This window comes from Dietzia cinnamea NBRC 102147 (genome assembly GCF_001571065.1).
GTDB classification, from domain to species: domain Bacteria; phylum Actinomycetota; class Actinomycetes; order Mycobacteriales; family Mycobacteriaceae; genus Dietzia; species Dietzia cinnamea.
In genome coordinates this window covers 1-13,792 of record NZ_BCSW01000012.1, presented here as the reverse complement: position 1 = coordinate 13,792, position 13,792 = coordinate 1, and the positions used below count along the sequence as shown (strand labels likewise).

Here is a 13,792-nt window from a genome sequence, read left to right as displayed (position 1 = left end):
CCCCGCCCGTCTCATCCGAGGGTTCGGGGCTGATCCCGTCACCCCGCCCGGTCAGCCGCCGCGGCGCCCCGGTTGGCAGGTGGGACACCAGTACAGCGTCCGCGCCTCCATCGCCTCCGCACGCACCTCGTCCCCGCACACCCGGCACTCCCAGCCGTCGCGTTGGTAGACGTAATTGCGCGGCCGGTCGGCGCCCCGCCTCGGCACGTCTCCGTGATCGTGCTCGGGACGGATGGTGTGGATGGCCCCGGTCTCCACGCCCACCTCCATCAGCTGGACGAGGTCGTTCCACACGGCGTGGAACTCGGCGCGGTCGAGCTCCCTGCCGGTGAGGAACGGGGCGATCCCGTGTCGGAAGAGCACCTCGGCGCGGTAGACGTTGCCGACCCCGGCCAGGATCTTCTGATCCATGAGCAGGGCGCCGACGGGCCGCGCGCTGCGGGAGATCCGGGCCCAGGCCCGTTCGGGCTCCGCGTCCGGGTCGAGAGGGTCGGGGCCCAGTCGGTCACGCACGTCGCCGACCTCCGCCTCGGCGATCACCTCGCACCGGGTCGGTCCGCGAAGGTCGACCCAGTGCGCCGGCCCTCCGTCGGCGATCGCGCCCACCCGCATCCGCACCTGCCCGACCGGCGCAGGCGGGTCCTGCCCCTCGGGGACCAGGTGGGTGTCGAAGAAGCCGTACAGGCCTAAGTGGACGTGGACGGCGAGGCCGCCCTCGTAATGGTGGAAGAGGTGCTTGCCGACCGCCGTGGCGCGGTCGAAGTACCGGCCGTCGACGACGACATGGTCCGCGAACCGGCCCTGAGGGCTGGACACACGGACCGGCCCGCCTGCGAAGTACTCGGTGTGCAGGCGGGCCAGCCGGTGGAGGGTGTGCCCCTCAGGCACGGTGAGGATCTGGCACGGCGGAATCAGGCATCGCTGTGCTCGAGCGCGGTGGAACTCAGGCCCCGGGGACCGCGGGGGCCTCGCCGGTGCGCTCGTACTCGGCGAGGATGTCGATGCGCCGCTGATGCCGCTCGGCACCCGACCACTCCTGGTCGAGGAACGCGTCGACGATCGCCAGCGCCTCCTCCTGCGAGTGCATACGCCCGCCGATGCCGATCAGCTGCGCGTTGTTGTGCTCACGCGCGAGCCGGGCGGTCTCCACGCTCCACGCGAGCGCACAACGGGCGCCGGGCACCTTGTTCGCGGCGATCTGCTCACCGTTGCCGGACCCGCCCAGGACGATCCCGAGGCTGCCCGGATCGGCGACGACCTTCCGGGCGGCGTCGATGCAGAACGCCGGGTAGTCGTCCTCGGCGTCGTAGGTGTGGGCGCCGCAGTCGACGACCTCGTGGCCGGAGCCCTTCAGATGCTCGGCGATGACGTTCTTGGTCTCGAAGCCGGCGTGGTCCGCTCCCAGGTAGATGCGCATGGCGGCGATTCTGCCACGCCCCGGGTGCGCCCACCCCCGGGGCACCGGTGCCGACAGTGCCGCTCAGTCGAACCGCGGATCCTCCGTGCGGCTGCGCTTGAGCTCGAAGAAGTACTGGAACCCGGCGAGCAGCGCGGCACCGTCGAACACCCTGCCGGCCTCCTCGCCACGCGGGATGCGCGTCAGGACGGGCCCGAAGAACGCCACCTCGTCGACGTGGACGACCGGGGTCCCGACCTCGTCGCCCACCGGGTCCATGCCCCGGTGGTGGGAGGCGCGCAGCTCGTCGTCGTACTCATCGGTCCCAGCTGCCGCGGCGAGGTCGGCGTCCAGGCCGGCCGCCTGGAGCGCCTCGGTGATGACGGTCGGGTCCTCGACGCCACGACCCTGGTCGTGGATGCGGGTGCCCATCTCGGTGTACAGCGGCCCGAGGACCTCCTGGCCGTGGCGCTTGGCGGCGGCGATGGCCACGCGCACAGGGCCCCACCCGAGCTTCATCTTCTCCAAGTAGTCCTCGGGCAGGTCACGGCCGTCGTTGAGCACGGACAGGCTCATGACGTTCCACGTCAGGGAGATGTCACGGACCTTCTCGACCTCGAGGATCCAGCGGCTGGTGACCCACGCGAAGGGGCACAGCGGATCGAACCAGAAGTCGACGGAACGGGTGGTGGACTGCGTACTGGAGGTCATGTCCCCATCCTCCCCGTCCGGCGCGCGTGCCGCCACTGCCGCTTACGTGTCGGGTCCGGGTGGTAGGACTGGTGCGGTAGACGAACCCCCAGGAACCGAGGTCCCACTGATGCGCTCGCTCAACCTCACCCGCGCCGACGCCGCCGCGCGGTCGGACCTGCTCAGCGTCGAGTCATACGACGTGGAGATCGACCTCACCGACGGCAGTGGCGGGCCCGGGACCGGCACGTTCCGCTCGCGCACCGTGGTGCGGTTCTCCTGCGCGCGCCCGGGCGCGGAGACCTTCATCGACCTGCGGTCCGCCGTGATCAGGTCGGCGGTCCTCAACGGCCGGGAACTGTTCCCGGCCGGGGAGGAGAACCGGTACGACGACGAGGAGGGCCTCACCCTTCCGGACCTGCAGGAGTCCAACGAGCTCGTGGTGGACGCCGATCTGGCGTACACCACGACCGGTGAGGGCCTGCACCGGATGGTCGATCCGGCGGACGGGGAGGTCTATCTCTACTCCCAGTTCGAGACGGCGGACGCCAAGCGGGTCTTCGCCTGCTTCGACCAGCCGGATCTCAAGGCGAGGTACACGCTCACGGTGACGGCACCGGAGAAGTGGGTCGTGGTGGCCAACACGCTGGCCGAGGAGTCACCGGCGGAGGGCGGCGGCGTGGTCCACCGCTTCGCGCCGACCGAGATCATGTCCACCTATCTGGTCGCGCTCATCGCGGGCCCGTACCACGTGGTGGAGGACGCCTACACCGACGAGCACGGCACCATCCCGCTGCGGCTGCTGTGCCGCGCCTCGCTCGCCGAGTACCTCGACGCCGACCGCCTCTTCGCGGAGACCAAGGAGGGGTTCGGCTTCTACCACCGCGAGTTCGGGCTGCCGTACGCGTTCGGCAAGTACGACCAGATCTTCGTCCCCGAGTTCAACGCGGGAGCCATGGAGAACGCCGGCGCGGTGACGTTCCTCGAGGACTACGTGTTCCGCTCCCGGGTGACCGGCTACCGCTACGAGCGGCGCAACGAGACGATCCTCCACGAGATGGCCCACATGTGGTTCGGGGACCTCGTGACCATGCGGTGGTGGGACGACCTGTGGCTCAACGAGTCGTTCGCCACCTTCGCCTCCGTGCTCGCCCAGGTCGACGCGACCCAGTACACGGAGGCGTGGACGACGTTCGCCAACGTGGAGAAGTCGTGGGCGTACCGCCAGGACCAGCTGCCGTCGACGCACCCCGTGGCGGCGGACATGACCGATCTGGAGACGGTCGAGGCCAACTTCGACGGCATCACCTACGCCAAGGGCGCCTCGGTGCTCAAGCAGCTCGTCGCCTACGTCGGGCGCGAGCCCTTCCTCGCGGGTCTGCGCGCGTACTTCGCCGAGCACGCGTTCGGCAACGCCGAGTTCGACGACCTGCTGTCAGCGCTGGAGGAGTCCTCCGGTCGGGACCTGTCCGGCTGGGCCGACCAGTGGCTGCGTACCACCGGCATCAACCCGATCTCCGTCGACGTGGCCGTCTCCGGCAGCGGTGCGGGTGCCCGCATCTCCGAGCTGACGGTGGTCCAGGGTCCCGCCGCGCCGGGGGCTGGCGAGCTGCGCACCCACCGTCTGGGCGTGGGCCTGTACAACCGCGACGACTCCGGCGCGCTCGTGCGGACGGCCCGCGCCGAACTCGACGTCACCGGCGAGCGGACCGTCGTCGCCGACCTGGCCGGTCAACCGGTGCCCGACCTCGTCCTGCCCAACGACGAGGACCTGACGTACTGCTCGGTCCGCCTGGACGAGCGGTCGCTGGCCACCGTCCTGGACTCTCTGGAGAACATCGTCGACCCGCTCGCGCGGACGCTCTGCTGGTCGGCGCTGTGGGAGATGACGCGGGAGGCGCGGCTCCCGGCCCGCCGCTTCGTCGAGGTGGTCTCGCGTGCCGTCCCGCGCGAGTCCCAGATCGGCGTCGTCCAGCGTGTGCTCACCCAGGCGCAGACCGCGTTGGCGCGCTACGCCGACCCGGACTGGGCGGCCGCGACCGGGTGGGCGACGTTCTCCGGGGCCATGCTCGCCGCGGCCCGCGACGCGGAACCGGGTTCGGATCACCAGCTCGCGTTCCTCACCGCGCTGTGTGCGTGCCCGATCGGGATCGATCAGCAGCGTGTGCTCGGGACGCTCCTCGACGCGGGTGCCGAGGACGCGGGGCTGCCCGGCCTCGTCGTCGACACCGATCTTCGCTGGACCGTGCTCACGGCGCTCGTCGCAGCGGGCGTCGAGGGCGTCGACCGCATCGACGCCGAACTCGCCGCCGACGACACGGCCGGCGGGGCGCGCCGGGCCGCCACCGCCCGGGCGGCTCGCCCCTCCGTCGCCGCGAAGGAGGAAGCGGAGGAGTTGATCCTGACCACAGGCGCCGACGCCCCGACCAACGCGATCGTCCGCGCCACGCTCCTCGGGCTGGATCTGCCCGGCCACGAGCACCTGCTCACCGGGTTGTGCGAGCGCTATCTCGACGACGTCACCGCGTTGTGGAAGGCCCGCCCCGGCGACCTCGCGCAGACCGTCGCCGAGGGGATCTTCCCCTCCTGGGCGGTCGACGGCGAGACCGTGGAGCGGTTCGAGCAAGTGATCGCCGACGAGTCGCGGCCGTCGTCGCTGCGTCGGATCATCGCCGAGCAGACCGCGGACATGACCCGCGCGCTCAAGGCCCGGGCCGTCGACGCCGCCGAGGCCGACTGACCGGCGTTTAACCCACCGGGCCACAGCCGCCCCTCGCCATGGCGGCATGCGCGCACCGCGGGGCGGGCGAGACGTCATCGCCGGGGGCGGCTGGGCGTCCCGGCGCGCCCGCCTGACCCGAGGCCCCGGGACGCGGAGCCGTGGATCAGGCGGCGTCGAGGTAGAGGTAGTCCTCCCAGTACGGGCCGATCTCCCGCAACTGCGAGACGAGCCTCCACGTTCGACCACGCGGGGCGACGAGCGGCACCTTGAGCTCCCAGCCCAGCTCGGAGAGGAGCTTGTCCGCCTTGCGGTGGTTGCACGGTGCGCACGAGGCGACACAGTTCTCCCAGTTGTGCGCTCCCCCACGGCTGCGTGGGACGACGTGGTCGACGGTCGTGGCCTTGGCGTTGCAGTAGCCGCAGCGGTGCCCGTCCCGGTGCATGAGCGCGGCGCGGGTCATCGGCACCTGCGAGCGGTACGGGATCCGGACGTACTCACGGAGCCGGATGACGGAGGGCACGCGCACCGAGGTATCCACCGACCGCACCACGACCTCCACCGGATGCTCGTGCACCACGTCGGCCTTCCCGCCCAGCAGCATCACCACGGCTCGGCGGGCCGGCAACGCGGTGAGTGCCTCGTAGCTGGCGTTGAGCAGCAGCACGCGCGGCGCCGACGCGAGCGGGACCGGCCGGTCCGGGACCGGCTCAAGTCGCTTCGGGGATCGAGCCCCCCGTTGTCGGTACTCCGAGTTCTCGCGCACTGCTGTGCCCATGGTCGGTCTCCGCTCGTCTGCTCCGAGCCCAGTGCACCATTCTCGACCGGGCCCGCAGTGAACCTTGCCTGCAACGATGATGCACCTTCGGTGAACTCTTCGCGCGGTTTACAGGCGAGCGGGCTCGCCGGGCCGCCCTGCCGGGACCAGTCGCGGCGGGGGCGGGGCCCAGCGTGTCGAGGCGCAGCCCAGCGGGGCGAGATTTGGACGTAATCATGTCGCTCCGGAGCCGGGATCACCAGCCTGGTTACGTCCAAAACCGCCATGCGTACGTCCATATCGCCGCAAGCGTCGCGGCGGGCGGGGCGGGCGCGGGTTCGGCGCGGCGCCACCACCTGCGCGGGGGCCCGCGGGTGTCCGCCCCGGCGGCCCTCGGGTGACCGCGCAGGCATCATGGAGGGCATGAGCAGCAGCACGTTCTATGACGAGGTCGGTGGGGCGGAGACGTTCCGGAAGATCGTCCACGAGTTCTACCGCCGCGTGGCGGACGACCCCGTGCTGCGCCCGATGTACCCCGAGGAGGACCTGGGCCCCGCCGAGGACCGCCTGCGGATGTTCCTCGAGCAGTACTGGGGAGGCCCCACCACCTACTCCGAGCAACGCGGCCACCCGCGACTGCGGATGCGGCACAACCCGTACGTCGTCGACCGCGCCGCCCACGACGCGTGGCTCACCCACATGCTCGCGGCGGTCGAGACGATCGACCGCGACACCCTGGGCGACGAGCACCGCGCCGCGCTGGTGGACTACCTCACCCGCGCCGCCGCGATGATGGTCAACACCGCCGACGCGCCGTGACCCCGTCCCCCGCGCACGCCCGGCGAGCATGGGACGACATGGTCCTGTACCAGATCTACCCACGCTCGTTCGCCGACTCCGACGGTGACGGGACGGGGGATCTGCAGGGCGTCCTCGACCGCGTGGGTCACCTCGAGACGCTCGGGGTGGACGGGATCTGGCTCTCGCCGATCATGCGTTCGCCGGGCGCCGACCACGGATACGACGTCTCGGACCCACGGGACGTGGACCCGCTGTTCGGGGACGTCGCCGCCCTCGAGCGGCTACTGGAGCGACTGCACGCCGCGGGCATGGTGCTCATCATGGACCTCGTGCCCAACCACACCAGCGCGGAGCACCCGTGGTTCGCCGCCGCGGTCGCCGCCGGGCCGGGCAGCCCCGAGCGGGCACGCTACTACTTCCGCGACGGGCGCGGCGAGGACGGCGCCGAGCCGCCCAATAACTGGCCGTCCGTGTTCGGCGGCCCCGCCTGGACCCGCGTCACCGAGCCCGACGGCACGCCCGGGCAGTGGTACCTCCACCTCTTCGCCCCCGAACAACCGGACCTCGACTGGTCGCACCCGGACGTCGCCGACGATCTCGAGCACACCCTGCGGTTCTGGCTCGACCTGGGAGTGGACGGGTTCCGGATCGACGTCGCGCACGGCCTCGCCAAACCCGCCGACCTGGCGGACCTGCCCGACGACGTGGAGATCGCGCAGCTCGTCGTCGACACCCGTGACGCACGGTGGGACCAGCCCGGCGTCCACGATGTCCACCGACGGATCCGGCGCGTCCTCGACGACCACCCCGGCACCGCCGCCTTCGGTGAGGTCTGGGTGGGCTCGGTCGAGCGGTTCGCGCGCTACCTCCGGCCCGACGAGCTGCACTTCGCGTTCCACTTCGCCCTCACGGGCGCCCCGTTCGAGGCGGCGGCGATCCGGGAGGCGATCGACTCCACCCTCGAGGCCGCCCGCGTCTCCGGCGCCGCCCCCACATGGGCGTTGTCGAACCACGACGTCGTGCGCGAGGTAACCCGCTACGGCAACGGCGCCATCGGCACCGAGCGCGCCCGCGCCATGCTCCTCGTCGCGCTCGCCCTGCCGGGCATCACGTTCGTCTACAACGGCGCCGAACTCGGCCTGCCCAGCGACTACTCCATCCCCCACGATCGGCTCACCGATCCGACCTGGGAGCGCACCGCCCACGCCGAGACGGGGCGTGACCACTGCCGCGTCCCCATCCCGTGGGACGGCGACCGGCCGCCGTACGGGTTCTCGGACTCGCCGCGGACCTGGCTGCCGATGCCCGACGGCTGGGCGCCGCTGACGGTGGCAGCGCAGGAGGCCGACCCCCATTCCACGCTGGCGCTGTACCGGCGAGCGATCGAGATCCGGCGGTCGTGGCCTCCCGCGGGATCCTCGACGGTCGGGTGGGACGACAAACTTGACGGGTGTCTACTGTTTTGGCGCGAGGACGGCCCGGTCCTGTGCATGATCAATACAACGCGTCACGCGGTGCAGCTGCCCGACGGTGACGTGGTGCTCGCGTCGGGCCCCCTCGACGGGAGGAGACTGCCACCGGACACCGCCGTGTGGCTCCAGCGCTGACCAGTGAAGGGTTCGGGATATGCGACTTTCCGGTAAGACAGCCCTCGTGACCGGAGGGGCCGGCGGCATCGGCCGCGGCATCACGCGCGCGTTCGTCGCCGAGGGCGCCCGCGTCCTGGTGGTGGACATCAACGACGAGGCCGGGGAGGCGCTCGCTGCCGAACTCGGAGACGCGGTGCGGTATCTGAACTCCGACATCTCGGTGGAGGCCAACGCGGAGAAGATCGTCGCCGCCGCCGTCGACGCCTTCGGCCACCTCGACGTGCTGGTCAACAACGCGCACGCCTCTCGTCAGGCCCCGCTGTTGCAGACCACCGGCGGCATGATGGACCTGTCGTTCAACACCGGCTTCTACCCCACGTTCTGGCTCATGAAGGCCGCGCATCCGCACCTGGCGGAGCGGGACGGCTCGGTGATCAACTTCGCCTCCGGCGCCGGGATCGACGGCAGCCCCACCCAGGCGTCCTACGCCGCCGCCAAGGAGGCGATCCGCGCGATCAGCCGGGTGGCCGCCAACGAGTGGGCGCGCGACGGGATCAACGTCAACGTCATCTCACCGCTCGCGCTCACCGAGGGCGTCGAGGCGTATATCGAGGCGAACCCGGGGATCGAGAAGAAGCTGCTCGCGGGCACCCCCATGCGGCGGTTCGGCGACCCCGAATCCGACATCGGGCGGGTCCTCGTCTTCCTGGCCAGCGACGACGCGTCCTACATGACAGGGCAGACGATGATGGTCGACGGCGGCAGCCTCATGCTCCGTTAGTCACCGGCCCGGAGCCTCGGTACCAGGACGTCGCGGACGGTGTCGGGGTTGCGTTCGACCACCACCCACCGTCGGCCCAGCCCGCGGGCGGCCACCGCTGTCGTCCCCGATCCGGCGAACAGATCCACGACCAACTCGCCGGGTTCGGTGGCCAGCTCGACGATCCGCCGCATCAGCGCCTCCGGCTTGGGCGTGCGGAACCCGTCGACCCCGGCCGCCCGCAGCTCGGCGCGGGCGGTGTCGGTGGAGCCGACCTCCTGGGCCAGCCAGATCGTCTTGAGCTTCTTGATGCGGCCCAACTCGAATCTGTCGCGCTGGTACACGTCCACGCGCGGGCCGCTGCGCCCCCGGACGGTGCGGCACACCAGGTCCCCCACCCGCTCGCGAGCCCGGTCGCGCGACCAGCGCCACACCGCCGGGGTGAGGTCGCCGAACACCGGGAGGATCTCGACCAGGCCCGGGCCGGGCTCCACGGAGACGGCACCGGTCACGGGATCGCCGTAGAGCGGGTAGGTCATGGTGGGCGTGGTGCGCGGGTTGAAGCGCTTGTTGGTGTTGCGCAGCGGCAGGAGCCTGAAGCTGACGCCGTCGCCGTCCGTGAGCGGGAAGTCTGCGGGGTCGACCGCCGAGGCGACGCCTCCGGCGAGCCGCACGAGCTCGGGGTCGCGAGCGTACACCATGAGTCGGTCGTGGGACCCGGCGAAGAACCGGTCCAACTGGCGGCCCTTGGGGTTGCTCTCCACCGTGAGGTCGGCGATGAAGGCGTCGGTGCCGAAGACGTCGTCGAGCAGGCAGCGGACGCGGTGGGCCTCGGCGTCGTCGAGATGGACCCACACGGTCCCGGTGTCGGCGAGCAGATCGCGGGCCACGACGAGGCGGCTCTCGATGTAGTCGAGCCACTCGAGGCGCGGCATGTTGTCGTGATAAGAGTCGAATCGGCCGCCGCGGTTGTACGGCGGGTCGAGGTAGACGAGCTGTGCGGCGCCGACGGGCGCGAGGTCGTGCCCGGCCAGGGCTTCCCCGGTCTCGACGATCCGCGCTCCGTCGCCGACGAGGACGGCACCGGCGTGCTCGCCGGGGAAGACCGCCTCGATCCGTGGGGGCGGCCCCTGCTCCGCGGGGGCCGAGACGCGTCCGCGCCCCGGCCACGAGACCGAGAAGCCCGGGGAGGTCACCGCAGCGGTTCGAGGGTGAGGGCGTCCGTGCGGCGGAACGCCGTGCCGTAGCGGGCGTCCAGACGCAGCCAGGCACCGCGTTCGCTCACCCGGACCGGCTCGCCCTCGGGGGCGCGGCCCGCCTTTTCCGGGACGAACCCGCACATCACCACGGAGAACACCGTGCGCATGTCCACGCCGACCGGGTGGTCGGTGTCCGCGCGGACGGTCAACGCCTCCTGATCGAGCAGCGAGGGCGGAAGTCCGGCCGGACCGGCGTTCTCGCGCGCGGCCTCCCGCCCCGACTCGGTGAGATCGAGCAGGACCTGCGCGGGCACGTCCTCGACGCGAGTGAACCCGTCCGTGGGCGGCAGCAGCCCCTGCCAGGCGGAGACCAGAGGCATGCCGGGATCGATACGCCCCTCGAGGTCGCCGCGCTGCAGGACGTCGAGCTCGGTGAGCAGGTGGTCGGCGCCGCAGACGACGTCGCCACCGGGGCACGAACCGCCGAGGACACGGACGACGAGCGCGCCGAAGGGGGTGCGGCCCCACACCCGCATCCGGTCCCCGCTCGAGGTGAGCCGGACGACGGCCGCCTCGTCGAGCCGCACGAGCCGACGCAGGAGAGTCCGCACGTCATCGCGGTCGGCGGGATCCGGAATGCGGATCACGCTCTCCCCCTGCGCCGGGATCGGCCCCGGCGCCGTCACGCCGCGTCCCCGTGCCGGAACTCCAGGAGATAGCCGCGCTCGTCGCGCGTGAGCCGGCGGGGTCGCTGGGTGACGAGGTCGAAGGCGGCGATGGTGGCGGTGCAGTCCACCTCGGGTGGCGCAGAATCCGGACTGGTGCGCGCGCGGACCTCGTGTCGCGCCACGAACAGAGCACCGCCGACCTTCTCGCACCACATCCGCACACGGATGGGCCCGTCGGCGTGGCGGATCTGGCCGCGGTACCTGACCGCCAGGTCGGTCATAACCGCGCCGGCGGTGAGCGTGGCGGTCGGCAGCCCCTCGGAGAAGAGCCACGGGATCCGCGCCTCCTCGATGAGGGTGATCATCCGCGCGTGGTTGACGTGGCGGTAGAGGTCCTGGTCCGACCAGCGGACGGGCATCGCCGAGGTGAACACCCGACGTCCCGGCTCCCCCGACACGCCCAGCGGGCCGCCGGCCTCGTAGACGAGTTGGTCTGTCACCCGGCCGTCCCCTGGTCCGTGATCGCGGCCGGCTGACGGGCGGCCTCCAGCACGTTGCGGACCCCGGACGGGATCTCCACCGCCGACGAGGTGGAGGTGTCATAGGCGACCATGACCACCCGCAGCGTGCAGCAGACCTCGCCCGCGGCGTCGTAGATCGTCTGCCGGATCTGGTACGAGGTGGTGCCGACGTGCTCGACCTCGATCTCCACGTCCACTGTCGTGGAGTCCCGCAGGACGGGCCGCAGGTGGTCGATCTCGGTCCGGCGGACCACCTGCGGGAGGTTCCCGAGGCCGAACGGCCCGAAGCGGCTGCGGATGAACAGGATCCGCGCCTCTTGGGCGTACTCGATGTACTTGATGTTGTTGACGTGCCCGTACTGATCGAAGTCCGCCCACCGCACCTGCAGGGTGCAGCGGAACGTCCCGGCGTCCGTCGCGTCGCGTGACGTCATCCCGCATCCTCCCGGTGGCCGAGCAGCGCGGCGCGCTCCTCGGGATTGATCTCCAACGTAGTGGTCTCGTCGGCCGCCGTCACCACCATGACGGTGTCGACGACCGCGCACGGCTCGGGGCCCGTGGACTCCGTGCCGATCGAGGTCCGCATGGTGTACGAGGTGCGGCCGACGCGCAGTGTCCGCACTTCGACCCACACCTCGGGCACACCCATGACGATAGTGCGACGGAAATCGATCTCCATCCACCGCGCCAGGGCGATCGGCACCCGCGATCCCGGGACGTCGAACTTCTCACGGAAGAACATCATCCGGGCGTCCTGGGAGAACTCCTGGAACCGCACGTTGTTGACGTGCGAGCCCACGAAGTCGGAGATGCGCAACGGGATGCGGACCCGGTGCACGGCGCCCGGCGCACCGCTCTCGGCCGGAGCCGGAGCGGTGCCCGTGTCGCGGGTGGCCGGTGTCGCCATGGACGTCAGCCCCGGGTGAGCTTGCGGTGGGTGACCCGGCTCGGGCGGGCCGCGTCGGGGCCGAGGCGCTCGACCTTGTTCTTCTCGTAGCCCTCGAAGTTGCCCTCGTACCAGTACCACTGGCCCTCGGCTACGTTGCCCTCCCAGGCGAGGATGTGGGTACAGGTCCGGTCGAGGAACCACCGGTCGTGCGAGATGACCACGGCGCAACCGGGGAACTCCTCGAGGGCGTTCTCCAGGCTGCCGAGGGTCTCGGTGTCGAGGTCGTTGGTGGGCTCGTCCAGCAGGATGAGGTTACCGCCGACCTTGAGGGTCAGCGCCAGGTTGAGGCGGTTGCGCTCACCACCGGAGAGGACTCCGGCCTTCTTCTGCTGGTCCGGGCCCTTGAAGCCGAACGCGCTGAGGTAGGCGCGCGAGGGCATCTCGTTCTGGCCGACCTCGATGAAGTCCAGGCCGTCGGAGACCACTTCCCACACCGACTTCTCGGGGTCGATGTTGGCGCGGTTCTGGTCGACGTAGCTGAGTTTGACGGTGTCGCCGATCCGGACGCTGCCGGCGTCCGGCTCCTCCAGTCCGACGATGGTCTTGAACAGCGTCGTCTTACCGACACCGTTGGGGCCGATCACGCCGACGATGCCGTTGCGGGGCAGCGTGAAGGACAGGTCCTTGATGAGGATCCGGTCGTCGAAGCCCTTCTGGAGGTCGTTGACCTCGACCACCACGTTGCCGAGGCGCGGCGGGGTCGGGATCTGGATCTCCTCGAAGTCCAGCTTCCTGTGCTTCTCGGCCTCGGCCGCCATCTCCTCGTACTTGGCCAGTCGGGCCTTGGACTTGGACTGGCGGGCCTTGGCGCCGGAGCGCACCCACTCGAGCTCGGCCTTGAGGCGCTTCTGCAGCTTCTGGTCCTTCTTGCCCTGGACCTCGAGCCGCTCGGCCTTCTTCTCCAGGTAGGTGGAGTAGTTGCCCTCGTAGGGGTGCAGCTTGCCGCGGTCGACCTCACAGATCCACTGGGCGACGTGGTCGAGGAAGTACCGGTCGTGCGTGACGGCCATGACGGCGCCGGGGTAGCTGGCGAGGTGCTGCTCGAGCCACAGCACGCTCTCGGCGTCGAGGTGGTTGGTGGGCTCGTCGAGCAGCAGCAGGTCGGGCTTGCTCAGCAGCAGCTTGCACAGCGCGACGCGGCGGATCTCGCCACCGGACAGGTTGGTGACCGGCGCGTCACCCGGCGGGCAGCGGAGCGCGTCCATCGCCTGCTCGATCTGCGAGTCGACCTCCCAGGCGTCGACCGCGTCCAGGTACTCCTGGAGGACGCCCATCTCCTCCATGAGCTCATCGGTGTAGTTGGTCGCCATCTCCTCGGCGACCTCGTTGTACCGCCGCAGCTTGACCATGGTCTCGCCGAGGCCGTCCTCGACGTTCTCCTTGACGGTCTTGTCCGGGTCGAGCTCGGGCTCCTGCAGGAGGATCCCGACCGTGGCCTCGGGGTCGAGGAATGCCTCGCCGTTGGACGGCTGGTCCAGGCCGGCCATGATCTTGAGGATCGAGGACTTACCGGCGCCGTTGGGGCCGACCACGCCGATCTTCGCACCGGGGTAGAAGGCCATCGTGACGTCGTCGAGGATCACCTTGTCCCCGTGCGCCTTACGAACCTTCTTCATGGTGTATATGAACTCGGCCATTCTACCCTCTCACCTGCACAAATAGGTCACATCACCGCGGCGGGCCGCGGGCACGACCCCCATGTTACGTGTCCGCCCGCGGCCCCGGCGTCCCCGGCGGACGCCT

Annotated in this window: 14 protein-coding genes; 4 read left to right on the top strand and 10 right to left on the bottom strand. The window is 70.7% G+C overall.

What is annotated here, in order from left to right; all coding sequences use genetic code 11:
- Positions 1–51: 51 nt before the first annotated feature.
- The 3 genes from DCI01S_RS06520 to DCI01S_RS06510 all read right to left on the bottom strand — a co-directional run bounded on the left by DCI01S_RS06520 (position 52) and on the right by DCI01S_RS06510 (position 2,107).
- A complete protein-coding gene (locus tag DCI01S_RS06520) occupies positions 52–888 on the bottom strand; it encodes an Fpg/Nei family DNA glycosylase (RefSeq protein ID WP_061228471.1) in 837 nt (278 codons plus the stop codon).
- Positions 889–943: 55 nt separating this feature from the next.
- Entirely contained in the window at positions 944–1,417 is a 474-nt protein-coding gene (locus DCI01S_RS06515; protein WP_007626676.1) for a ribose-5-phosphate isomerase, read from the bottom strand.
- 63 nt (positions 1,418–1,480) lie between these two features.
- Complete coding sequence (locus tag DCI01S_RS06510) at positions 1,481–2,107, bottom strand: mycothiol-dependent nitroreductase Rv2466c family protein (protein WP_061228470.1); 627 nt, start codon at positions 2,105–2,107, stop codon at positions 1,481–1,483.
- Between the two features lie 109 nt (positions 2,108–2,216).
- On the opposite strand from DCI01S_RS06510, the gene pepN reads away from it, so the two are divergent.
- Positions 2,217–4,826 (top strand): aminopeptidase N, encoded by a 2,610-nt coding sequence (pepN, locus tag DCI01S_RS06505; RefSeq protein ID WP_061228469.1) that lies wholly within the window; start codon positions 2,217–2,219, stop codon positions 4,824–4,826.
- A 145-nt stretch (positions 4,827–4,971) separates the two neighbouring features.
- Here pepN and DCI01S_RS06500 read toward each other — a convergent pair whose 3' ends face one another.
- Positions 4,972–5,583 carry an HNH endonuclease gene (locus tag DCI01S_RS06500; protein ID WP_061228468.1) on the bottom strand — a complete coding sequence of 204 codons (612 nt, stop codon included), beginning with the start codon at positions 5,581–5,583 and terminating at the stop codon, positions 4,972–4,974.
- A 402-nt stretch (positions 5,584–5,985) separates the two neighbouring features.
- On the opposite strand from DCI01S_RS06500, the gene DCI01S_RS06495 reads away from it, so the two are divergent.
- From DCI01S_RS06495 to DCI01S_RS06485, 3 genes are read left to right on the top strand one after another with little or no spacing between them, the layout of a single operon-like run.
- Positions 5,986–6,381: a globin gene (locus tag DCI01S_RS06495; RefSeq protein ID WP_061228510.1), complete on the top strand. Its 396-nt coding sequence runs from the start codon at positions 5,986–5,988 to the stop codon at positions 6,379–6,381.
- A 38-nt stretch (positions 6,382–6,419) separates the two neighbouring features.
- Positions 6,420–7,970: a glycoside hydrolase family 13 protein gene (locus DCI01S_RS06490; RefSeq protein ID WP_061228467.1), complete on the top strand. Its 1,551-nt coding sequence runs from the start codon at positions 6,420–6,422 to the stop codon at positions 7,968–7,970.
- A 19-nt stretch (positions 7,971–7,989) separates the two neighbouring features.
- A complete protein-coding gene (locus DCI01S_RS06485; RefSeq protein ID WP_061228466.1) occupies positions 7,990–8,733 on the top strand; it encodes an SDR family NAD(P)-dependent oxidoreductase in 744 nt (247 codons plus the stop codon).
- On the opposite strand, the gene DCI01S_RS06480 is transcribed toward DCI01S_RS06485, so the two are convergent.
- From DCI01S_RS06480 to ettA, 6 genes are read right to left on the bottom strand one after another with little or no spacing between them, the layout of a single operon-like run.
- On the bottom strand, positions 8,730–9,908 hold the full coding sequence (locus DCI01S_RS06480; RefSeq protein ID WP_061228465.1) for a site-specific DNA-methyltransferase: 1,179 nt from the start codon (positions 9,906–9,908) through the stop codon (positions 8,730–8,732). The genes DCI01S_RS06485 and DCI01S_RS06480 overlap by 4 nt on opposite strands.
- The gene (locus DCI01S_RS06475) at positions 9,905–10,558 is read right to left on the bottom strand and encodes a DUF8185 domain-containing protein (protein ID WP_244881666.1); all 654 of its coding nucleotides are present in this window, start codon (positions 10,556–10,558) and stop codon (positions 9,905–9,907) included. The genes DCI01S_RS06480 and DCI01S_RS06475 overlap by 4 nt, the downstream gene beginning before the upstream one ends.
- A gap of 35 nt (positions 10,559–10,593) precedes the next feature.
- Positions 10,594–11,079: an acyl-CoA thioesterase gene (locus DCI01S_RS06470; protein ID WP_082767673.1), complete on the bottom strand. Its 486-nt coding sequence runs from the start codon at positions 11,077–11,079 to the stop codon at positions 10,594–10,596.
- Positions 11,076–11,534, bottom strand: a complete 459-nt coding sequence (locus tag DCI01S_RS06465; protein WP_007626689.1) for an acyl-CoA thioesterase — start codon at positions 11,532–11,534, stop codon at positions 11,076–11,078. The genes DCI01S_RS06470 and DCI01S_RS06465 overlap by 4 nt, the downstream gene beginning before the upstream one ends.
- Positions 11,531–12,007: an acyl-CoA thioesterase gene (locus DCI01S_RS06460; protein ID WP_061228463.1), complete on the bottom strand. Its 477-nt coding sequence runs from the start codon at positions 12,005–12,007 to the stop codon at positions 11,531–11,533. Before DCI01S_RS06460 ends, DCI01S_RS06465 begins: the two co-directional genes overlap by 4 nt.
- 5 nt (positions 12,008–12,012) lie before the next feature.
- Entirely contained in the window at positions 12,013–13,686 is a 1,674-nt protein-coding gene (gene ettA, locus DCI01S_RS06455; RefSeq protein ID WP_061228462.1) for an energy-dependent translational throttle protein EttA, read from the bottom strand.
- Positions 13,687–13,792: the final 106 nt, after the last annotated feature.

Coding starts and splice junctions, on each gene's coding strand:
- DCI01S_RS06485 (WP_061228466.1), top strand. CDS start 7,990: ATGCGACTTTCCGGTAAGACAGCCCTCGTGACCGGAGGGGCCGGCGGC.
- DCI01S_RS06460 (WP_061228463.1), bottom strand. CDS start 12,007: ATGGCGACACCGGCCACCCGCGACACGGGCACCGCTCCGGCTCCGGCC.
- pepN (WP_061228469.1), top strand. CDS start 2,217: ATGCGCTCGCTCAACCTCACCCGCGCCGACGCCGCCGCGCGGTCGGAC.
- DCI01S_RS06465 (WP_007626689.1), bottom strand. CDS start 11,534: ATGACGTCACGCGACGCGACGGACGCCGGGACGTTCCGCTGCACCCTG.
- DCI01S_RS06515 (WP_007626676.1), bottom strand. CDS start 1,417: ATGCGCATCTACCTGGGAGCGGACCACGCCGGCTTCGAGACCAAGAAC.
- DCI01S_RS06490 (WP_061228467.1), top strand. CDS start 6,420: ATGGTCCTGTACCAGATCTACCCACGCTCGTTCGCCGACTCCGACGGT.
- ettA (WP_061228462.1), bottom strand. CDS start 13,686: ATGGCCGAGTTCATATACACCATGAAGAAGGTTCGTAAGGCGCACGGG.
- DCI01S_RS06495 (WP_061228510.1), top strand. CDS start 5,986: ATGAGCAGCAGCACGTTCTATGACGAGGTCGGTGGGGCGGAGACGTTC.
- DCI01S_RS06500 (WP_061228468.1), bottom strand. CDS start 5,583: ATGGGCACAGCAGTGCGCGAGAACTCGGAGTACCGACAACGGGGGGCT.
- DCI01S_RS06510 (WP_061228470.1), bottom strand. CDS start 2,107: ATGACCTCCAGTACGCAGTCCACCACCCGTTCCGTCGACTTCTGGTTC.